Genomic DNA, 22,340 nt, shown 5'->3' with positions numbered 1-22,340 from the left:
AGCCAGTTAATTAACTTTAGTTTAATTTATAAACTGGCTTTTTTATATTAAAATAGTTTAGTCTATTATCTGCATTTTTATCATATAAATTTCATAGCATAATAATTTTGGGGGAATTTTAGTGAAAGAAAGCAGATATTGTAATCAATATTTAGATGAAGACTATATACATTTAGTAATAGAATATAGAGGGGACTTTGAAGCACAAATAAATAACGTAGATTATGCATGTGGAAGTGTTGTAACTGAAAATTTGGGAGTTGTTGCAGTTAAAGAAGTTGATCTAAAGAGGTTAAGAAATGATGTGCCTGCAATTATATTTATTGAACCTAGAAGTATATATGTATTACAGGAAATTAACCCATCTAATTCAGATAATATAAATAAAGTAAAGACTAATCCGTATTTAAATCTAACAGGTAGAGATGTAGTAGTTGGAATGATAGATACAGGAATAAATTATCTTAATCAAGAGTTTATAAATGAAGATGGTACATCTAGGATTATTAAAATATGGGATCAGACGATTCAAACTACTAATAATAAACTTGGAACTATATATAATAACGATCAAATAAATAGTGCTATAGCAGCATATAAAAGTGGAAAAGATCCTTATGAAATAGTGCCTAGTAAAGATGAAATTAACCATGGAACTAAAATGGCAGGAATAATTGGAGCAAGAGGATATAGTAATAAATTTCAAGGAATAGCACATAATTGTGAATTTTTAATTGTAAAGTTATTAGAATCACCAAATTATTTAAAAATACTAAGAGAAAATAATCTTTCTAAAGTACCAGTTTATAGTAATGCTGAAGTTTTATCAGCTATAGAGTATTTATGGAGAACAGCTAGAGAGATTGGTAAGCCATTGGTAATATTCTTTGGGGTAGGGAGCCATGATGGAAGTCATGATGGATATAACATTACAGCTAGATTTATTACTATACTTGGAAGTAGAGAGGGAGTAGTATTTATAACTGGAACTGGAAATGCAGGTAGTTCTGATGGACATGTGTTAGAATTTATAAAAAATGTAGGTGAAATAAAAACAGTAGAATTATTAGTAACAAAGGACATGAAAAGATTAGGATTTTATGTATGGATTCAGAAACCTGATGAGATGTCTTTGAATGTAATAGATCCTTCTGGAGAAGAAATGGGATTTATGACTTCTAAAATCTATCGTGAAAGAGATAAAGATTTTTTGATGATAGATACAAATTTAAAAGTTCAAGCCTATAATCCAGAAAATTTTACTGGACATCAGGTTTTTGCATTGGATTTTACTGATATAAAGAGTGGAATTTGGAAATTACAATTAAGAGGTGAATATATAAGTAATGGAAGATTCGATATTTGGTTACCAGATATTACTTTATTACCAGAGGGTACTAAATTTTTAAATCCTAATCCATATAATACTCTTACAATACCATCTACAGCAAGAAAAGTTACTACTGTATCATATTATAATAGTATAAATAATTCTATAGTTGCAGAATCAGGAAAAGGATTTAATACAAATTCTTTGATAAATCCAGATATAGCTGCAGATGGAATAAATGTACTTACTACTTCTGGAATTAATGATATTGTTAAAGTTAGTGGAAGTTCAGTAGCAACAGCAATAGTGGCTGGAGCAAGCTGTCTTTTTATTCAGTGGCAATTAGCTAATGAAAAGTATTCTGGATTATACTCAACTAAATTAAGAAGTCTACTAATATATAGCGCTAAAAGAGAGCAAGGATATATATATCCAAATGAAGAAATTGGATATGGTAAATTAGATATATTTCAAGTGTTTAATGTATTAGGAGGAAGTAGGGCTGAGAGAAGTTATCTAGAATATTTTGTAAATAATCTATTTATAAGATTACCAATTAAATAAAGGAGTGTAATGTTATTGGAAAATAATAATGTTAGAGAGCATATTTTTAATAGTCCTGATTATGTACATATGGTCATAGAATATTCAGGAAAAATTCCAGAAGAAAAAGATAAAAATAAAGAAATATTCATAAGTATAATAAATAATGAGTATGCTATTCTTTCGATTAAAGATAATATTATTTCTAACGAAGATAGTTTAGCTAATTATCAGAATATTAATTTAATAAGAGAAACAATTAACAAAAGGTTCAAAGATATTGAAGGATTTAGAGTAATACATGTATTACCACCACAAATATATACTTTGCAAGAAATGTCAGCAATTGAGGCATCTGGAATAAATAGTTTAAAAGCAAATCCTAATCTGGATTTAACTGGTGAAGGTGTTATTATTGGAATTATTGATACTGGAATAGATTACTTAAGTGAAGAATTTAGAGATGTTAATGGTAAAACTAGGATAATATCTATATGGGATCAGACTATAGATAATAATGGAAATAGTAATGAAATTGTTTCATTCGGGAGAGTTTATAATAGAAATGAAATTGATAGAGCAATAGAAGCCTATAATTTAGGTCAAAATCCATATGAGATTGTGGCAAGTAAGGATGAAAATGGACATGGAACAGGAATGGCAGGAATTGTTGGAGCAACTGGTAGAAATGATAACATTGAAGGAATAGCACCAAAATGTGAATTTGTTATAGTAAAATTAGCAGAAACAAATTATTTAAAAGCTAGATTAGAAGTAGATATTCCAATTTATGATTTACCATTTGTTTTTAGTGCAATAGAGTATTTAAAAAGAGTTTTGATAAATGAAAAAAAGCCATTAGTAGGATTATTGCCTTTGGGAAGCAATAATGGAAACCATAAAGGAGATAATATTTTTGATAGTTTTATAGAAAGTGTATCTAGTAATGTAGGAATAGTTATTGTTACTGGTTCAGGAAATCAAGGTACTCAAGATGGACATGTATCTGGGACAATTAAAAATAAAGATAGTATAGAGGTTGTTGAAATAATAATTGACGAAAAACAGAAATTTATGCTTTTAGAGCTTTGGGTCGATTTACCTAGTATTTTAGAGATAAACTTAGTATCACCTGCAGGGGAAGAAACAGGATTTATACCAGCAGAACCCAATATAATTGATGTTAATAAATTTATATTTGAAAAAACTAAAGCTGAAATAATATACTTTTTGCCTGAAGAGTATACAGGTGAAGAGATGATATCAGTATATTTTGATGATTTAGCACCTGGAATATGGCAATTGAAGCTTAGAATAATCCGTGGAGAAATGGCAGTTTTTAATGCATGGCTTTTACAAAAAGGTATAGCATTTCCAGGAACAAGATTTTCACCAAGTGATCATTATGGAACTATAACTATTCCTGGTGATTCAGATTTTGTTGTTACAGTAGCTGCATATAATCAAAATAATAATAATTTATTAGCTTATTCAGGAGTATCTTTTAGATCTGAGTATACAGAAAAAATAGATTTTACTGCTGGTGGTGTTAATACAATGACTGTAGGGTTAAATAATTCTATTCAAGTAATAAATGGTACTAGTTTAGCAGCAGCAATTGGTGCAGGAGCTTGTGCTTTGCTTTTTCAATGGGGAATCGTACAAAAAAACTATCCATATATGTATTCTCAAAGTATAAAGACCTTTTTAAGAAGAGGAGTAATCAAAAGACAAAAAGAAACTTATCCTAACCCAGAATGGGGTTATGGTATAATTAATTTTTATAAAATATTTGAAAATATGGTATAAAAATTAAGAAAAACAAAGATAGATAAAAAGATTAATGATACATGTTTAATGGTATTATTAAATTATTTTAAAATTGGAGGATTATAGAATGATATATGAAAAGATAAATATTTGTGATATTAGTAATAGTTTAAAAGAAAGTAAAGCTTATATAAATGTTTATATTCCAAATAATAGTGAGGAAGTTGATATAAATAAAAAGAAAACTACTATAGTTATATGCCCAGGAGGAGGTTATGTGATGACTTCTGATAGGGAAGCTGAACCAGTAGCTTTAAGATTTCTTTCTGAAGGGTTTAATGTAATTGTCTTGAGATATAGTGTTTCTCCAAGCAAGTACCCAAATTCATTGTTAGAGCTTGCAGAAACTATAAACTATACTCGTAAGATGAGTAAAAAATGGAATGTAAATAATGATAAAATTATAGTTTGTGGATTTTCAGCAGGAGGACATTTAGCAGGAAGCTTAGGAGTTTTATGGAATAGAGATTTTATATCAGAAGCTTTAAAAACAAATAAAACTGAGGTTAAGCCAAATGCAATGATACTTTCTTATCCGGTTATAACAAGTGGAGAATTTGCTCATAAAGGTTCTTTTGATAATTTATTAGGAGAATATGCAAGTGAGAAGGAAAGAGAAGAGCTATCTTTAGAAAAATTAGTATCTAAAGATACTCCTAAAACATTCTTATGGCATACTTTTGATGATGGAGCTGTTCCAGTAGAAAATACATTAATATTTGCTAATTCCTTAAGAAAAAATAATGTGACTTTTGAGCTTCATATATATCCAACTGGTGTACATGGATTAAGTCTTTGTGATGAAACTTCTGCTAGAAAAGGTGAAGAAAATCACATAAATTCACATGTAAGTACTTGGTTTAAATTAGCTATTGAATGGATTAAAAATATATAATTAGGCACCTAATTATTTTTGTTGACATATATGATTAGTTAAGAATATAATAAAATTAGTTAGGAACCTAATTAATTTAACTGATTAAACAAGGAGGATATTGTTATGACAGAAAAAATTTCAAGTGAACTATATGATGCGGTTCAAAAGATGAATAGATATATGCATAGAAATAAGCATAGAGGAATTAAAACAAAGGAAGGAATTCATCCTGGACAAATGAAATTATTATCTATAATCTTAAAAAATGATGGAATTATACAACGTGAATTAGCAGAAATTTTAGATATGCGTCCATCATCCTTAACAGAAATACTATCTAATTTAGAAAAGAATTCTTTAATTACTCGTAAGCAAGATGAGGATGATCGTAGAGTTATGCATGTTCATTTAACTGAAGAAGGAAAGAGTAGTATTAAAAACTTTAAGCAAGCTAAAGAAGATCTACATGATTCTGTTTTTAATTGTTTAACTTTAGAAGAAAAAGAAAAAATGTTAGAGATAGTTGGAAAGATTAATTCAAGCCTTGAATCCTTAGATAATGTAAGTGAAGAAAATATTAGAGGAAAATGTGAATGTAGTCATAATGGACATGAGGGACATCATGGAAAATGTGGAAGACATGAAAAATGTCATCATGGAGAGCATAAGAAAAGAATGCATTAATAAGTTTAAATCTTTATTTTAGTATTTGTGTGGAGCTTAAAATAAAGACTAACTTTTATGGAGGACAGATTTTATGGCCGGAGGATTTGGTGGCAGGATGAGGTTTGCCAAAGAGGAAGATAAGAATATAAAAATTACTAAAGAAATTTTATTTAGGATATTTAAATATTTTAAGCCTTTCTGGAAACAGATGATATTAGCAATAGTTTTATTATTTATAGTTTCAGTTTTAGGCTTAGTTATACCAATAATGACAAAAAATATTATTGATAAAGCATTACCAGAAAAGAGTATGTATTTACTTGCTATGTTTATAGTTGCCTGTATTGTTGCAACGATATTAAAGGAGTTGCTATCTGTTGCACAAAATTATATTAATACATGGATATCTAAGCATATTATTTACAATATGAAAAATGAAATGTATAATCACTTACAACATATGTCTATGAATTATTTTTCTCTTTCAAAGCCAGGGGAAGTAACTACTAGGATGACTAGTGATATTGAAGGAATTCAAGACATTTTTAAAACAACTATTGTAAATGCATTAAGCGGTATATTAACATTAGGGACAACAATGGTTGCACTATTTGCGATGAATTGGAAGATGGCAATTCTAAGCATGTTAATATTACCAGTTTTTATTTTGCCAACAAGAAAAGTTGGTAAATATAGATGGAAAATTGCTTTAGAAAGTCAAGAAAAGCTATCAGAATTAAATCAATTAATTCAAGAAACTTTAAGTGTTAGTGGCGCTACTCTTATGAAGATTTTTACTAAAGAAAAAGAATCTTATGATGAATTTGAAAGAACTAATAAGCAGGTTATAAACTTACAAATTAAAGAAACATTAGCAGGTAGATGGTTCTTTATGACAATGAGTGTTTTTACTACTCTTGGTCCTATGATAATATATCTTTATGGTGGTTATTTATTTATGCAAGATATGATATCTATTGGTGAAATTGTTGCATTTGTAGCTTTATTAGATAGATTATATAAACCTATAACTCAGCTATCAAATATTCATATTGATGTTACTAGATCATTGGCATTATTTCAAAGAATTTTTGACTATTTTGATATGGAAGAAGAAGGTAGAGATAGAGAAGGTGCAATTAGATTAAAGGATATTAATGGCAGTATAGAATTTGAAGATGTTTGCTTTTCATATAAGGAGGGGCAAGAAGTATTGAAAAATATTAATTTTTCAATAAAATCTGGAACTATGACTGCCTTAGTTGGAGCAAGTGGTGCTGGAAAAACTACAGTTACAAATCTTATACCAAGACTTTATGAAGTTTCAAAAGGATGTATTAAAATAGATGGATATGACACGAAAGACATAACACTAAAATCTCTTCGTAAGCAAATAGGGATAGTTATGCAAGAACCATATCTTTTTAATGACACTATTGAGGCAAATTTAAGGTATGGAAGAGAAGAGGCGGATTATGAAGAAATAGTTGAAGCATGCAAAGCAGCATATATACATGATTTTATCATGTCGCTACCAGATAATTACAAAACTATAGTAGGAAATAGAGGAATAAAGTTATCTGGTGGAGAAAAACAACGAATATCTATTGCTAGGGTTATATTAAAGAATCCTAAAATTATTATTTTAGATGAAGCTACATCAGCTTTAGATTCAGTATCAGAAATGTATATACAAAAGGCATTAGTACCCTTATTAAAAGGTAGAACTAGCATTGTAATTGCTCATAGACTATCAACTATATTATCGGCAGATAATATTTTAGTATTTGAAAATGGAAGAATAGTACAATCTGGAAATAATAAAGAATTATTAGATGAAGGTGGATTGTATAAGAAGTTATATGATACTCAATTTAGAAAATAAAATAATTAAGTATAATAATATTAATAATATGATTGGAGAAGTGAGGTTATGATAAAATGGGGAATTATAGCACCTGGAACTATAGCTAATGCTTTTGCAAAGGAAGTTAAAAATACTAAAGATGGAATTCTTACAGCAGTTTATGGAAGAAATAATGATAAAACAAAAGAATTTGCAAAAAAACATAATATAGAAAATTACTATAGTGATATAGATGAATTTTTTAAAGATGAAAATATAGACGCTGTATATATAGCGACTCCACATAATTATCATATGCAATATGCTAAAAAGTGTATAGAAGCAAAAAAACATATATTATGTGAAAAACCATTTTCTTATAATTATAAGACAAGTGAAGAAGTATTAAATCTTGCAAGAAAAAGTAATATATTTATAATGGAGGCACTTTGGACTTTATTTTTGCCAGCAGTAAATCAAGCTAAGAAATGGATTGAAGAAGATAAAATAGGAAAAGTAAAACTAGTTACTGCAAATTTTGGATTTAACAGTAATGAAGATATAAATTCAAGATTATATAATCCATGTTTGGCTGGAGGAGCTTTGCTAGATGTAGGAATTTATCCAATATTATTTTCTGATTTTATGATAGGTAGTTTTCCTAAAAAAATTAAAGCAGATGCAGAGTTTACAAATACTAAAGTAGATGAAAGTGATATTATTAATTTGAAATACGAAAATGGAGTATTAGCATCATTAACTTGTTCTATTTCTGCAGATACTGATAATACTGCTATTATTTATGGAGAAAAAGGTAAGATAGTTATACCAAAGTTTTGGAGTGCAAAGGAAAGTTATTTATACTTTGAAGATAGAAAAGAAGAGTTTATCGATAGCTATAAAGAAGCAGGCTATAAGTATGAAATAGAAGAAGCAAATAGATGTATAAAAAATAAAGCTTTAGAAAGCACTATAGCATCTCATAATATTACTTTAGAATTAGCTAAAATTATGGATGAAATAAGAAATCAAATAGGATTAATATATCCTTTCGAATAAAACATAAATAATTCTTCATTTTTAATTTGGGCTGTTTGTACGACAGCTCTTTTTGTATTTAGAAAATCATAAAAAGATTATTTTATTAATAATTATGTTATAATATATAATAGAAGAAAATGTTTCAAGGAGGGGTATAAAATGATAAAACTTATAGCATCAGATATGGATGGTACTTTACTAAATAATAACCATGATATAGATAAAGAAACAGTTGAGGCAATTAGAAAGGCAGAAGAAGCAGGGATAATATTTACAATATCTACAGGAAGAGAATATGAAAGTGTTAAAGCAGTATTAGATAAACATAATATTAAAGCTCAATGTATATTATCGAATGGAGCAGAATATAGAGATGAAGAGGGAAATATATTAGATATAGTAAATATAAATGAGGAAAGTGCTAAAAAAATTATCGAAATACTAGAAAAAAACAATCTTTCAGCTAGAATATTTACTAACAAAGGTATATTTACAAATTCTACAATGGAAGAAGCATTGCAAGAAATTACTTATAGAACTATGAGTTTTAATCCAAACTTAACTGAATGTGAAGCAAAAGAGATTTCAAAAACGTTGCCTTTTTTTAAAGTATTACAGTATATTACTGATATTAATAAATTCTTTGAAGATGGAATAGAAGTAAGAAAATTTGTTGCTTTTCATAGGAATATAGATCTTATAGATAATATGAAAAAGGTAATTAGCCAAATTGAAGGATTAGCTATTTCATCATCTTTTAGAGATAATATTGAAATAACTGATATTAATGCACAAAAGGGAATTATTTTAGAACAAGTAGCAGCTAAGATGTCTATAAATATAGGAGAGGTTATGATCTTAGGTGATAGTTTCAATGATTATTCTATGTTTGAAATATTTGAAGAAACTGTTGCTATGAAAAATGCAATACCAGAAGTTAAGGCAATAGCTAAGTACATAACAGATACCAATGATAATTTAGGAGTAGCTAAAGCTATTTACAATGTTTTAAATAATGAAATGCATAAAATGCTTAAATAATTAGTATAACTTTAATATTGCTCAATGAAAATACTTTAATGTAGAATCATTGAGTTTTTTTATTAACATAGATATTTAGTTTTAAATGAGGGGGGAATTTAGTAAGTAGTATTATTTACTAAGAATAGAATGGTTACTTTAAAAGATGTTTTTACGGATATATGTAATAGTTTATATGAGGGATTTATTTTACTTGATAAGGATGAAAACATAGTTTTAATTAATGAAAGAGCAAAATTATTGTTAGAAGATTGTGGTGAGGGTAATGAAGGAATAAAGCTCAAGGAGAATATAAAAAAACTTAATTTTAAAGAACAAATATGTAATGGGTATCCAGAATTTAATAGCACCTTAAAATTAGGAGAGAATACTTTAATTATAAATAAAATACCAATACATATTCAGGGAATAATTAAAGGAGCTATTGGCATTTTTCAAGATAGTAAATTACAAGGAAATTTTTTAGATACTAATTCAAGCTCTAATATTTTAAACACTATTATGGATACAACAAAGGAATGTGTTGTAGTAGTAAATAAAGACGGTATTATAACTATGATGAGTAAATGCTATAAAGAATTTCTTGAATGTCAAAATCCTGAAGGAAAGCATGTAGAAGACATAATAGATAATACAAGACTTCCTAGCATACTAGAATCAGGTAATATAGAATATGGTGATGTGCAAATTATAAAAGGAAAAGAAGTAGTTGCAATGCGTGTACCTATAAAGAATAAGGAGTATATTATTGGAGCTATTGGTAAGATAATGTTTAGGGATATAGGGCAACTAGCATTATTAAATAATAAGGTAAGTGTACTTAAAAATGAAGTTGAATTTTATAAAAATGAATTAGGTAAAGAAAGAATTTCTAAATATTCATTTGATAATATTATTGGAATTTCAAAAAAAGCTTTAGAAGTGAAACGAATATGTAAGCTTTTAGCAAAGACTGATTCAACAGTATTAATAGTAGGTGAGAGTGGTACAGGAAAAGAACTGCATGCATCTGCAATACATAATGCAAGTAAAAGATCCTTAGGTCCATTTATAAAAATAAATTGTGGAGCTATTCCTGGTAGTTTGATTGAATCAGAATTATTTGGTTATGATGAAGGAGCATTTACTGGTGCAAAAAAAGGTGGTAAAAAAGGAAAGTTTGAATTAGCTGATGGAGGAACTATTTTCTTAGACGAAATTGGAGAAATGCCTATAGATATGCAGGTTAGATTACTTAGGGTAATTCAAGAAAAAGAAGTGGAAAGAGTAGGCGGAAATACTTTAAAGAAAATTGATATTAGGATAATTGCGGCTACTAATATTGATTTAGAAGAAGCTGTTGAGCAAGGGAGATTTAGAAGAGATTTATATTATAGGTTGAATGTAATGAAGGTAGAGATACCTCCACTAAGAGAAAGAAAAGAGGATATTGAATTGTTAGCAGATAGTCTAAGGGTAAAGGTAGCTAATAAGCTAGGATTATATGTTGAAGGAGTATCTAAAAAAGCTATTGATATATTAAAGAATTATAATTGGCCTGGTAATATAAGAGAACTAGAAAATGTTATAGAAAGAGCAATTAATTTATTAGACTCTGAAAGTTTAACGATAGAACCTAAGCATTTGCCAAAATCTATAGTAAAAAATAAATATAAAAATACATTTCGTGAAGAAAGAAAGTTAAGTGAAATTATTGAAAGTGTAGAAAAAAGATCAATTGAACGTTGCTTATCAGAAACTAAATGGAATAAAAATAAAACAGCAAAGTTACTAGGTATAAGTAGAGCTAGCCTATATAAAAAGATAGAAAAATATAATATAGAACAAAGATAAAATTTAAATAAAAAGTGTATATTAATTGGACATGTATAATTAATATACACTTTTCTTACAAAGCTAATGAATAGCTTTACATTTGGGTGTTTACTAAATATGAGTGTTTATAAAATATACACATTTATATTAATAAGATATAGTTATCAACAAAAAATCAAGTAAATATCAAGGATATATCAAGGGTAAGAATTGGCATACTTATTGCTTAAAATAATTGTGTGAATAAATAATATTAAATATTAAATTTGGGGGGGAATCTAAATGTTTAAAAAATTTACTAATGGTTGCGTTACATTAGTGCAGAGGTTTTTACCAGATCCATTTATTTTTGCATCAATATTAACCATAATAGTTTATATTGCAGGAATGATTGTGACTAAACAAGGTCCGTTTGAAATGTTGGGACATTGGAATGATGGTTTTTGGAGTTTATTATCATTTGGAATGCAGATGGCATTAATAGTTGTTACAGGACATACTTTAGCAAGTACACCAATAGCTAATAAAGGAATTAAAAAGTTAGCATCTATTCCTAAAAAACCATGGCAAGCAATTGCATTAACAACCTTAGTTGGAGGAATAGCTTGTTGGATAAACTGGGGATTTGGACTTATATTAGGAGCCATACTTGCAAAGGAAATAGCAAAAAAAGTTAAAAATGTTGACTATAGGCTTTTAATTGCATCAGCTTATTCTGGTTTTGTTGTTTGGCATGGAGGATTATCAGGATCAATACCACTAACAATTGCAGCTGGTGGAAAAGAAGTGGAAGCAGTTTCTGCTGGAGTAATTACTTCTGCAATATCAACTGCAGAAACAATTTTTAGTCCATATAATATTATTATGGTATTAGCAATTTTGATAATATTACCAATCGTTAATTGTTATATGCATCCAAAGGGAAAAGAAGTATTTGAGATTGACCCTAAATTATTAGAAGAAAGCGATAAAGCACCAAATATTAAGGTCGAGGATATGACACCAGCACAAAAACTAGAAAATAGTCCTGTAATATCTACATTAATAGGTATTATGGGAGTTGTATATATGGTTTACTACTTTATTAATAATGGATTCAAACTTGACCTGAATGTAGTTAATTTTACATTTTTATTTCTAAGTATATTACTCCATGGTACTCCACGTAAATTTTTGAATGCAGCAGCTGCTGGAGTAAAGGCTACAACTGGTATTATAGTTCAATTTCCTTTCTATGCAGGAATAATGGGGATGATGGTTGGGGCCAGTGCTAGTGGAGTTTCATTAGGAGGAACTATAGCAAATGGAATAATTAGTATAGCAAATGAAACTACATTACCAATCTTAGCAACATTAAGTACTGCATTTTGTACTATTTTTATACCATCAGGTGGTGGTGAATGGGCTCTTCAAGCTCCAATTATTATGCCTGCTGCCCAACAATTAGGTGTTAGTGCTAGTGTAGCAGCGATGTCAATAGCATGGGGAGATGCTTGGGCTTGCTTAATTCAGCCATTTTGGGCTTTGCCAGCATTAGCAATTGCAGGATTAAATGCAAGAGATATTATGGGATTCTGTATTATTGATTTGTTAGTTACAGGAGTAATTATATTTGGATCATTATTATTTCTAGTTTAAAAATATATAAGAAGGGTGAGATATATATGAATATTAAGAATATAGCAGTTTTAGGAACAGGAACAATGGGACATGGTATTGCTTTACTATCAGCTAAAGCTGGATTAAATGTAAAAATGTATGGAAGAACTAATGAAAGTTTAGATAGAGGTACTAGCAGTATTATTGCTAGTTTAAATAGATTAGTAGCAGAAGGAAATATTACTGAAGAAGAGAGTCAAGAAATACTTGGAAGAATTAAAGGTGTAAAAACTTTAGAAGAGGCAGCTGAAAATACAGATTTTATAATTGAATCAGTAGCTGAAAATTTAGAACTTAAGAAAGATATTTTTAGTAAATTAGATTCATTATGTAAAGATAATGTTATATTAGCAAGTAATACATCGGGACTTAGTCCAACTGACATAGCAAAATCTACTACTAGACCTGAAAGAGTTGTAATAGCTCATTTTTGGAATCCACCACAATTAATTCCACTAGTAGAGGTAGTTCCAGGAGAAAAAACTAGTAAAGAAACTATTGATATAACTGTGGATTGGGTTAATTTTATAGGTAAGAAAGCAGTTAAGATGGAAAAAGAGTGTTTGGGCTTTATAGGAAATAGATTACAATTAGCTTTATTAAGAGAAGCAATGTATATAGTAGAAAAAGGATGGGCTAAACCAGAGGAAGTAGACAAAGCTATGGAGTATGGACATGGTAGAAGGTTATGTGTTACAGGTCCGTTATGTAGTGCAGATTTAGGTGGATTAGATATATTTAACAATATTTCTTCATATTTATTTCAAGACCTATGTAATTATACAGAGGCATCTAAGTTATTGGAAGGAAAGGTTAATGAAAATAAATTAGGAATTAAATCCGGTGAAGGATTCTATAAATGGGATAAAGAAAAAATTGAAAATAAACAAAAAGAAAGAACCGAAGTCTTATTATACTTTTTAAATAGAGATGATAGAGAATAATTTAATTATTTAGGGGGTATATAAAATGAAGTCTAAGATAATAAGTTTAGAAGAATCTGTTAAGATAATAAAAAGTGGAGATGTAGTTGCTGTAGGTGGTTTTATTGGTAGTGGACATGCTGAGGCTATTACTGCAGAAATAGAAAAAAGCTTTTTAAAAAATGGTACCCCAAACGACTTAACATTGATATATGCAGCAGGTCAAGGAGATAGTAAGGATAAGGGGTTAAACCATTTTGGACATAAAGGGTTAGTTAAAAGAGTTATTGGTGGACATTGGGCATTATGTCCTAAGTTACAAAAATTAGCTGTAAATAATGAGATAGAAGCATATAATATTCCACAAGGAATTATATCTCATATGTATAGAGATATTGCAGCTGGAAAGCCAGGTACAATATCGAAAGTTGGATTACAAACATTTGTAGATCCTAGACTTGGTGGGGGAAAATTAAATGAAAGAACTACAGATGATATAGTTAAAGTTATTAATATTGAGGATAAAGAATATTTATTATATAAATCTATTCCAATAGATATAACAATATTAAGAGCAACTTATGCAGATGAAGAAGGAAATGCTACTTTTGATAAGGAAGTTGCAACATTAGATGCTACTTCAATGGCACAAGCTGCTAAAAATAGTGGAGGAATTGTAATTTTACAGGTAGAAAAGATAGTTTCAAAAGGGACACTAGATCCAAGAAAAGTTAAGATTCCAGGAATATATGTTGATGCTATTGTAGTTGCTCAACCTGAAGAACACATGCAAACTTATGCAGAAATGTATAATCCAGCATATTCAGGAGAAGTTAAATTCCCTGTTGCATCAGTTAATCCTTTGCCATTAGGAGAAAGAAAAGTTATAGCAAGAAGAGCTGCATTAGAATTGAAGGACGGTTCGATAATTAATTTAGGAATAGGTATGCCTGAAGGAATATCAAGTGTAGCTAATGAAGAAGGTATAGCAGATAGATCAACATTAACTGTAGAATCAGGTCCTATTGGAGGAGTTCCTGCAAATGGATTAAATTTTGGCGCATCATTAAATCCAGTTTCTATTTTGGATCAAGCAAATCAATTTGATTTTTATGATGGTGGTGGACTTGATATAGCTTTCCTAGGTCTTGCACAATGTGATAAAAAAGGAAATATAAATGTAAGTAAATTTGGAACTAAAATAGCAGGATGCGGTGGATTTATTAATATTACACAAAATGCTAAAAAGGTTGTTTATTGTGGAACCTTTACAACATCAGGATTAAAAGTTCAAGTTAGTGATGGTAAGTTAAATATATTAAATGAAGGAAAAGTAATTAAATTTATAGATGAAGTAGAACAAATTACTTTTAGTGGAAGTTATTCAACAAGTATTGGTCAAGAAGTATTATATATTACAGAAAGGGCAGTATTTAGATTAGACAAGGAAGGATTGATCTTAGAAGAAATAGCCCCTGGAGTTGATGTAGAAAAAGACATACTAGCTCTTATGACATTTAAGCCTGTAATTTCAAGTGAGTTAAAATTTATGGATAAGAGGATTTTTAGAGAAGAAAAAATGGCCTTAGATAAGTAGATTATAATTTAAACAGAATAGAAACCAAAAACTCTCCTAATAGTTATATTAAAATTATAAGGAGAGTTTTTTAAAATTGTATAAATTAAGCAATTATATTAAAATGAAATTATAAAACATCTAATAAAGGAGGGAATATTATGAGCAAATTTAATAAGTTTTTTAGTTCAATAGATAATTTATTAAGTGAAGAGAGGGAACAAAAATTAAAGGCTAAGTTAGGAAGTAAAATAAAAGATAATATTTTTACAGAAGAAATTTTAGAAAAATTAAATGAGCATGATTTTACTGGAATAGCTAATGAAGAAGAGGATATAGTTATGCTTTTCTCAACTATATTTCCTATATTTGTGAAAGATGATAATGTAGTTTTTAGGTTATATAAACATAAAATAGAAGTAGACTTATCAGATGAGATGAGGGATAGATATATTTATATATTCTCAGATGGAAGACTTACATCTGGTTTGTTTAAATGCTTTAAAATAAGTGATGACGAATATGTGTATGGTATAAAAAGAATAATAGATATTATTCCTTTATTTAAAAAGGAAATAATGGAGACATTATCTAATTATGATAAGAATATTAGTGAAGCTTATTTAAAGAACAATTTAAAACCTAGGATAGAGCTTGCAGAAAAAAATTATGAAGAACTTATAGAATATCTAAAAGAAAGATCTTAATTATTGAAATTGTCCTCTATATATAATATAAATATTAATGGATTTAGTTATATATGGAGGATTATATGCAGCATAATTTGGAAAATATAAGAACAGTAATTTTTGATATGGATGGAGTTTTGTTTGATACAGAAAAAGTTTATTTAGATGTTTGGACAAGTATTTGTGAAAAATATGGATATAAGATGACTAAAGAAATTTACTGTAAAGTAATTGCTACTGGACGAGAAAATGTTAAAAGAGTTTTTAAAAAAGAATTTGGTAATAATATACCTATTGAAGAAATGTATAAAGAGAAAGATATTAATTTAGCTATAGAGTTAGAAAAGGGTGTTCCAGTAAAAGATGGAGCTTATGAGTTACTAAAATATTTAAAAAATAGAAAATATAATTTAGCTTTAGCAACTTCTGCTTCGAAAGAAAGAATGGATAAGCAATTAGAAGATGCAGGCTTTAGATGTATATTTGATGAAGTAGTTTGTAGGGATGAGGTTATGGAAACTAAACCTAATCCAGAAATATTTTTAAAAGCAGCTGACAAGCTTGGAGTAGATCCTAAAGAATGTATTGTTATAGAAGATTCTCTAGCTGGGGTTAGAGCTGCCTACAGAGGAAATATGATTCCTATACACGTAGTAGATTTAAAAACTGCAGATGATGAAATAAATAAATATTGTTATAGAAGTTTCAATAATTTAATTGAAATAAAGGAAGAGATATTTAGATAAATTTAAAAACATGTTGATTTTACTATAATTGCTTTACAAAGAATGGATATATAATGAATAAAAAGGAAAAAATTCTTTTTTTATTTTAGAAATTGTGGTATATTTATAAATTGAAGAAGCATTATAACTAATTTTTAAGAATATAAATATACATAAAACACAAACTATTTGTAAATTATAGATTCGACAAATAACAAACTAAAAATTCGATTAATAGGTGGGTAATATAATTGTAAGAAATTTGTTTTAATTTAATTATAAAAAGTTAAGATGATGTTAAATTTAAATTTTTTTATATGAAAAAAACATAATATATTGTCATTGAAATGTATATTTAGTATAGTATATAGGGACGGATAAAAGTTGATATAAAAAATAAATATTAGAGGTGGCACATGATACAAATTGAAAAACTGAAAAAAGTTTATAGCAATGGTTATGAAGCTTTAAAAAGCATTGATCTTAAAATTAATGAGGGTGAGTTAGTTTGTCTTTTAGGTCCTAGTGGTTGTGGAAAAACTACTATTCTTAACTTATTAGCTGGACTTTTAGATCCTAGTGGTGGTGATATTAAATTTGATGGTGAATCTGTTATTGGAAAGCACCCTAAGGATAGAGGAATAGGATTAGTATTCCAAAACTATGCGTTATATCCACATATGACAGTGCTAGAAAATGTTATGTTTCCTCTTACTGTTGGTAAAAATAAACAACCTAAAAATAAGGCTATGGAAGAAGCTAAAAAATATATGCAGGTTACAAGTATTGAAGAATTAGCTGATAAAAAACCCGGAGAAATGTCTGGAGGACAACAACAAAGAGTTGCAATTACAAGAGCTTTAGTTCAAAATCCAAGAATACTATTACTTGATGAACCATTAAGTAACTTAGATGCTAGATTAAGATTAAGAATTAGAGAAGAAATTAGAAGATTAGTTAAAGAAATTGGTATAACGACTATTTTTGTAACTCATGACCAAGAAGAAGCATTATCTATAAGTGATAGAATTGTATTAATGAATGAAGGAATAGTACAACAATTTGATATACCTCAAAACCTTTATTTAGAGCCAGCAAATCTTTTTGTAGCTAAGTTTATGGGAAATCCAATAATAAACTTAGTAGATATGAAGAAAGATGGAAATATATTAAAATCTAAAGATTTTTCAATTGATTTAAATCTTTTAGATAAAAATAGATTTAAAGGCGAATTGACAGAAGAAAATTACATAGTTGGTATTAGACCAGAATACTTTGAAATTAGTGAAAATCCATTGTTTGAAGTTGAAGTTGAATCTACTGAGTTAATAGGAAAAGATTGTATAATAAACTTTAAAGTTAATGATACAAATTCAAAGTCTATAACTGATATAAGTAAGAAAGTATCAGAAGGAGATAAAATAGGCTTTGATATTGACTATAACGGAATTTACGTATTCCAAGAGAATGGAGTTAGAGTGTACTAATGAAGAAGTTTAAATATAGAGCGGAGAATTCACCACAAGCATGGCTGTTTTTGATGCCTGCTTTAGTAATAGTCGGAATATTTAATGTGTTACCTTTAATAAAGACTTTCATTATGTCTTTTCAAAAGGGAACCTTAAATAACTTAACTTTTAATGGATTTAAAAATTTTGGAGTAGTATTAAAAGATCCAAAGTTCCATACTGCAATTGGAAATACGGCATTATTTTCCTTTGTTGTAGTGCCAGTTGGATTAATAATATCTATGTTTATAGCTATAACAATATACGAAAAAATTAAATATAAGGATATATTTGAAACTATATTCTTTATTCCATATTTAACAAGTGTAATTGCTGTTGGTATAGTATTTAGATTCTTATTAAATGGAGAGTATGGATTTGTAAACTATGTACTAGGATTTTTCAATATAGGACCATTTAACTTTTTAGATGATCCGAGCATGAGCATGATAACATTAATTATATTTGGTATATGGTCAGGACTTGCATTTAATATAATAATATTACTTTCTGGTTTAAGAAATGTTGATAAAAGCTATTATAAAGTTGCTGATATGTTTGGAGCAACAAAGATGGAGCAATTTATTAAAATAACTTTACCTCAAATGATACCAATTATTACGTTTTTATTAATGGTTAATTTTATTAGTGCATTTAAGGTTTATGCCCAAGTATTCTCTATATTTAATGGGAAAGCAGGTATTGCTGATAGTGCAACAACTGCGGTATTCTATGTATTCAATAAATTCTACGTAGAAAATCGTTATGGCCAAGGTATGGCAGCTGCAGTAATTCTATTTGCTTTAATTTTAATTTTCACATTAATTCAAAATCGTATATTAAAAAGAATATCTAAGTAGGTGAAAAGATGAAAAAAGTTAGTTCAGTTTTATCAAAAACTTTTATAGTTTTAATGGCAATAATAACATTGTTCCCTTTTGTATATATGATTTTATCAAGTTTAATGACTTATCAAGAGGCAACTAGTATACCACCAACTTTATTTCCTAAAGAGTTTCAGTGGAATAACTTTTCCTTAGCAATGGAGCAAGCTCCATTTGTAAGATACTTCTTTAATACAATAATAGTTGCTGGAATATCAACAATTGGAACATTAATCACTTCTATATTAGCTGGATTTGCTCTAGTTAAATTAGATTTTAAAGGCAAAAATATTTTAATATTAGGTATGGCAGCTTTATTAATGGTACCTTATGAAGTTACAGTATTTACAAACTATCAAACAATTGCACAGTTTGGTTTATTAGACACATATGCAGCTTTAATAATACCATCACTTGCAAGTATCTTTTATATATTCTATTTAAAAGAATATTTAACAAGTATTCCTATATCATATTATAAAGCAGCAAAGGTAGATGGGTGTTCTGACTTAGAATTTATCCATAGAATATTAGTGCCTTTAGCTAAACCAGCATTATTTACTATGGGAATATTAAGTTTTATAAGTGGATGGAACTCATTCTTGTGGCCAATACTAGTAACAAATAGTAAAGAAATGAGGTTATTAAGTAATGGATTAAGCTCCTTTGCAACAGAAAGTGGTACAAATGTACAGCTTCAAATGGCAGCATCAACAATAGCTATAGTACCGATATTAATTTTATACTTAATATTTAGAAAACAAATTATTAGAGGAGTTGTTAAGAGTGGCGTTAAAGGATAAGAAGACAAAAATCACTTTTCACAATGGTATTTTAACTATAGGTGGAACAATAATTGAAGTGGTATATGAAGATAGCCATATATTCTTTGATTTTGGAAGTGAATATAACCCAAAGGCTCCAGTACAGCCAGAAAATTTACAGGATTTATTAGATGAAAACTTAGTTCCATATTTAGATAATATGTTTGATCCAAGCATACCATTAAAAGGGTATGAATCTAAGGAAAATAAATTTAAAAATACAGCAGTATTTTTATCACATATGCATTTAGATCATTCTAAGATTGTAAATTACTTAAATCCAGAAGTACCTTTATATACATTAGAAGGAACTAAATCTTTATTAAATACATTAAATATTAATAATGATTTTTTATTCCCTCTATATGAAAATAAGGGAAAAAATACAAGAGATATAATTGGAGTTAAAGAAAATGAAGTTATAGAAATTGGCAAGATTAAGGTTAAAGTAATGCCAGTTGACCATGATGCATACGGTGCTTGTGGATTATTAATTGAAACTCCAGACTTAGTAATTTCTTATACTGGTGATATAAGACTTCATGGGTATAGAAAAGAAGATACATTAAGATTTTGTAAAGAAAGTGAAAACTGTGATGTTCTATTAATAGAAGGTGTGAGTGTTTCTTTCCAAGAGTTTGATGATGATATTAGTGAAAAGGAAATTACAAATGAACCTGAGCTAATAGAAAAAATTAATGAAATAGTTAAAGAAAATCCAAATAAACAAATAACATTTAATTATTATATTTCAAATATAGAAAGAATCTTAAATATAATTAAGAGTAATCCTAGAAAGGTTGTTTTAGATGCATATTATTCATATGTTCTTAAAGAAGCAACTGGTTATGAATCTTATTATTATTCATTAGATAATAAGGAATATGGATTAAATGAAGATTTAAGAATAAATTTTGAAGATTTATTAAATGATGAAGGGGACTTTTTCTGGCAATTAGATACACTTGCCATTAAATATATGGATCAATTAAAAGAAGGTGGCATTTATATCCACTCAAATGCAACACCATTAGGGGATTTTGATCCAGCTTATTTACCATTCATAGAAAGTTTTGGAAGAAGAAATATTAAATTCGAAAGAGTGTCATGCAGTGGACATGCACATCCTATGGATTTAATTAAAATTATTAATTTAATTAAACCTAAATTATTAGTTCCAATACATTCTTATCGTCCAGAGAAACTTTATAATGAAAATGGTGATGTTCTTTTACCAGAAAAAAAACAAACTATATAATTGGAGGAGACAAAATGAAAATTAAGAAACTAATTGCTCTAGCACTATCAGTAGGTTTATTAACTGGATGCTCAACTAAGGGTGCAGAAAAAACTAATGAAGACATCGTTACAGAAATTACTTCACCTGTTGAAATTACTTTCTGGCATGCAATGAATGGGGATTTAGAAAAATCTCTTCAAAAGTTAACAGATGAATTTATGGAACAAAATCCTAACATTACTGTAACTTTACAAAACCAATCAAGTTATAAGGATTTACAACAAAAAATAACAGCAACAGTAGCAAGCCCTAAAGATTTACCTACTTTAACTCAAGCATATCCAGATTGGATGTTTAATCCTATAAATGATGGCTTAGTTACTGATTTAACTCCATACATTGAAAATGAAACTTTAAAATTTGATAATTATGAAGATATATTAGCAAGCTTTAGAGAAGCAGCTAAAATAGATGGTAAAATATATGGTATGCCATTTAATAAATCAACAGAAGTTTTATGGTACAACAAAACTTTATTTAATGAATTAGGACTAACTGCTCCATCAAATTATGATGAATTAGTTGAAGTTTCTAAGAAGATATATGAAGCAAAAGGTATTGCAGGAGCTGGATTTGACTCATTAAATACTTATTATACAACTTTCTTAAAGACTGAAGGTAAAACATTTGATAGTAGTTTTGATGTAACTAGCGAAGAATCTGCTAAGGCTGTTAATTACTATTTAGAAGGCGTTAAAGAAGGATATTTCAGAATTGCAGGAACAGATAACTACTTATCAGGACCATTTAGTAATGAAAATGTAGGAATGTACGTTGGTTCAAATGCTGGTGAAAATTATGTTAAACAAGGTGTTGGCGATAAGTTTGAAGTTGGTGTTGCTCCATACCCAACAAGTGCTTCATTACAACAAGGAACTGATTTATATGTATTCTCAAGTGCTACTGCAGAACAAAAAACAGCAGCTTATGAATTCTTAAAGTTCTTAACAAGTACAGAAAAGCAAATACAATGGGCATCAGAAACAGGATATATGCCAGTTAGACAAAGTGCAATAGACTCAGATGAGTATAAGAATTCAGGAAGCTTAATTGCTCCAATTCTTTCAGATGCAACTAAGAATTTATATACTAACCCAGTTATAACTGGTGCAGATGCTGCATATCGTGAAGCTGGTACAGTATTAGAATCAGTATTAGCTGATCCAAGCAATGCTGATGTAACTAAAAAATTAGAAGAATTTAAATCTACTTTAAATTCAATCTGGGAATAATATAGAATTATTTCTAGAAAATATAAATATG

General features: G+C 28.4%; 18 protein-coding genes. All 18 read left to right on the top strand.

What is annotated here, in order from left to right; translation table 11 throughout:
- Positions 1–121 precede the first annotated feature (121 nt).
- The 18 genes from ACQPVP_RS06615 (at position 122) to ACQPVP_RS06530 (ending at position 22,309) form a co-directional block, all read left to right on the top strand.
- Positions 122–1,894 carry a S8 family peptidase gene (locus tag ACQPVP_RS06615; RefSeq protein WP_430848352.1) on the top strand — a complete coding sequence of 591 codons (1,773 nt, stop codon included), beginning with the start codon at positions 122–124 and terminating at the stop codon, positions 1,892–1,894.
- Positions 1,895–1,909: 15 nt separating this feature from the next.
- The gene (locus ACQPVP_RS06610) at positions 1,910–3,682 is read left to right on the top strand and encodes a S8 family peptidase (RefSeq protein WP_430848350.1); all 1,773 of its coding nucleotides are present in this window, start codon (positions 1,910–1,912) and stop codon (positions 3,680–3,682) included.
- Positions 3,683–3,770: 88 nt separating this feature from the next.
- Positions 3,771–4,598: an alpha/beta hydrolase gene (locus tag ACQPVP_RS06605; RefSeq protein ID WP_430848348.1), complete on the top strand. Its 828-nt coding sequence runs from the start codon at positions 3,771–3,773 to the stop codon at positions 4,596–4,598.
- A gap of 105 nt (positions 4,599–4,703) precedes the next feature.
- Positions 4,704–5,264 (top strand): MarR family winged helix-turn-helix transcriptional regulator, encoded by a 561-nt coding sequence (locus ACQPVP_RS06600; RefSeq protein ID WP_430848346.1) that lies wholly within the window; start codon positions 4,704–4,706, stop codon positions 5,262–5,264.
- 73 nt (positions 5,265–5,337) lie between these two features.
- Positions 5,338–7,131, top strand: coding sequence for an ABC transporter ATP-binding protein (locus tag ACQPVP_RS06595; RefSeq protein WP_430848344.1), 1,794 nt, complete (start codon positions 5,338–5,340; stop codon positions 7,129–7,131).
- 48 nt (positions 7,132–7,179) lie between these two features.
- On the top strand, positions 7,180–8,151 hold the full coding sequence (locus tag ACQPVP_RS06590) for a Gfo/Idh/MocA family protein (RefSeq protein ID WP_430848342.1): 972 nt from the start codon (positions 7,180–7,182) through the stop codon (positions 8,149–8,151).
- A 141-nt stretch (positions 8,152–8,292) separates the two neighbouring features.
- Positions 8,293–9,174 (top strand): Cof-type HAD-IIB family hydrolase, encoded by an 882-nt coding sequence (locus ACQPVP_RS06585; protein ID WP_430848340.1) that lies wholly within the window; start codon positions 8,293–8,295, stop codon positions 9,172–9,174.
- Between the two features lie 129 nt (positions 9,175–9,303).
- Complete coding sequence (locus ACQPVP_RS06580; protein ID WP_430848338.1) at positions 9,304–11,007, top strand: sigma 54-interacting transcriptional regulator; 1,704 nt, start codon at positions 9,304–9,306, stop codon at positions 11,005–11,007.
- 264 nt (positions 11,008–11,271) lie between these two features.
- Positions 11,272–12,627 (top strand): short-chain fatty acid transporter, encoded by a 1,356-nt coding sequence (locus ACQPVP_RS06575; protein ID WP_430848336.1) that lies wholly within the window; start codon positions 11,272–11,274, stop codon positions 12,625–12,627.
- Positions 12,628–12,653: 26 nt separating this feature from the next.
- Positions 12,654–13,592 carry a 3-hydroxyacyl-CoA dehydrogenase family protein gene (locus tag ACQPVP_RS06570; RefSeq protein ID WP_430848334.1) on the top strand — a complete coding sequence of 313 codons (939 nt, stop codon included), beginning with the start codon at positions 12,654–12,656 and terminating at the stop codon, positions 13,590–13,592.
- 25 nt (positions 13,593–13,617) lie between these two features.
- A complete protein-coding gene (locus ACQPVP_RS06565) occupies positions 13,618–15,168 on the top strand; it encodes an acyl CoA:acetate/3-ketoacid CoA transferase (protein ID WP_430848332.1) in 1,551 nt (516 codons plus the stop codon).
- Positions 15,169–15,308: 140 nt separating this feature from the next.
- Entirely contained in the window at positions 15,309–15,854 is a 546-nt protein-coding gene (locus ACQPVP_RS06560; RefSeq protein ID WP_430848331.1) for a hypothetical protein, read from the top strand.
- A gap of 65 nt (positions 15,855–15,919) precedes the next feature.
- Complete coding sequence (locus ACQPVP_RS06555; protein ID WP_430848329.1) at positions 15,920–16,582, top strand: HAD family hydrolase; 663 nt, start codon at positions 15,920–15,922, stop codon at positions 16,580–16,582.
- Between the two features lie 395 nt (positions 16,583–16,977).
- Positions 16,978–18,048 carry an ABC transporter ATP-binding protein gene (locus ACQPVP_RS06550; RefSeq protein ID WP_430848327.1) on the top strand — a complete coding sequence of 357 codons (1,071 nt, stop codon included), beginning with the start codon at positions 16,978–16,980 and terminating at the stop codon, positions 18,046–18,048.
- Positions 18,048–18,929, top strand: a complete 882-nt coding sequence (locus ACQPVP_RS06545; protein ID WP_430848325.1) for a carbohydrate ABC transporter permease — start codon at positions 18,048–18,050, stop codon at positions 18,927–18,929. The genes ACQPVP_RS06550 and ACQPVP_RS06545 overlap by 1 nt, the downstream gene beginning before the upstream one ends.
- A gap of 8 nt (positions 18,930–18,937) precedes the next feature.
- Positions 18,938–19,756, top strand: a complete 819-nt coding sequence (locus ACQPVP_RS06540) for a carbohydrate ABC transporter permease (RefSeq protein WP_430848323.1) — start codon at positions 18,938–18,940, stop codon at positions 19,754–19,756.
- Entirely contained in the window at positions 19,740–21,035 is a 1,296-nt protein-coding gene (locus ACQPVP_RS06535; RefSeq protein ID WP_430848321.1) for an MBL fold metallo-hydrolase, read from the top strand. Before ACQPVP_RS06540 ends, ACQPVP_RS06535 begins: the two co-directional genes overlap by 17 nt.
- A gap of 14 nt (positions 21,036–21,049) precedes the next feature.
- A complete protein-coding gene (locus ACQPVP_RS06530; RefSeq protein ID WP_430848319.1) occupies positions 21,050–22,309 on the top strand; it encodes an extracellular solute-binding protein in 1,260 nt (419 codons plus the stop codon).
- Positions 22,310–22,340: the final 31 nt, after the last annotated feature.

Origin of the sequence: Clostridium nigeriense, assembly GCF_050585265.1 — a bacterium.
Taxonomy (GTDB): Bacteria; Bacillota; Clostridia; order Clostridiales; family Clostridiaceae; genus Clostridium; species Clostridium nigeriense_B.
Note: the sequence above shows the minus strand (reverse complement) of the source record. Positions and strands in the feature narration are given on the sequence as shown.

Excerpts from the sequence above, each read along its gene's own strand:
- ACQPVP_RS06605 (WP_430848348.1), top strand. The coding sequence starts at position 3,771 with ATGATATATGAAAAGATAAATATTTGTGATATTAGTAATAGTTTAAAA.
- ACQPVP_RS06600 (WP_430848346.1), top strand. The coding sequence starts at position 4,704 with ATGACAGAAAAAATTTCAAGTGAACTATATGATGCGGTTCAAAAGATG.
- ACQPVP_RS06595 (WP_430848344.1), top strand. The coding sequence starts at position 5,338 with ATGGCCGGAGGATTTGGTGGCAGGATGAGGTTTGCCAAAGAGGAAGAT.
- ACQPVP_RS06590 (WP_430848342.1), top strand. The coding sequence starts at position 7,180 with ATGATAAAATGGGGAATTATAGCACCTGGAACTATAGCTAATGCTTTT.
- ACQPVP_RS06585 (WP_430848340.1), top strand. The coding sequence starts at position 8,293 with ATGATAAAACTTATAGCATCAGATATGGATGGTACTTTACTAAATAAT.
- ACQPVP_RS06580 (WP_430848338.1), top strand. The coding sequence starts at position 9,304 with ATGGTTACTTTAAAAGATGTTTTTACGGATATATGTAATAGTTTATAT.
- ACQPVP_RS06575 (WP_430848336.1), top strand. The coding sequence starts at position 11,272 with ATGTTTAAAAAATTTACTAATGGTTGCGTTACATTAGTGCAGAGGTTT.
- ACQPVP_RS06570 (WP_430848334.1), top strand. The coding sequence starts at position 12,654 with ATGAATATTAAGAATATAGCAGTTTTAGGAACAGGAACAATGGGACAT.
- ACQPVP_RS06565 (WP_430848332.1), top strand. The coding sequence starts at position 13,618 with ATGAAGTCTAAGATAATAAGTTTAGAAGAATCTGTTAAGATAATAAAA.
- ACQPVP_RS06560 (WP_430848331.1), top strand. The coding sequence starts at position 15,309 with ATGAGCAAATTTAATAAGTTTTTTAGTTCAATAGATAATTTATTAAGT.
- ACQPVP_RS06555 (WP_430848329.1), top strand. The coding sequence starts at position 15,920 with ATGCAGCATAATTTGGAAAATATAAGAACAGTAATTTTTGATATGGAT.
- ACQPVP_RS06550 (WP_430848327.1), top strand. The coding sequence starts at position 16,978 with ATGATACAAATTGAAAAACTGAAAAAAGTTTATAGCAATGGTTATGAA.
- ACQPVP_RS06545 (WP_430848325.1), top strand. The coding sequence starts at position 18,048 with ATGAAGAAGTTTAAATATAGAGCGGAGAATTCACCACAAGCATGGCTG.
- ACQPVP_RS06540 (WP_430848323.1), top strand. The coding sequence starts at position 18,938 with ATGAAAAAAGTTAGTTCAGTTTTATCAAAAACTTTTATAGTTTTAATG.
- ACQPVP_RS06530 (WP_430848319.1), top strand. The coding sequence starts at position 21,050 with ATGAAAATTAAGAAACTAATTGCTCTAGCACTATCAGTAGGTTTATTA.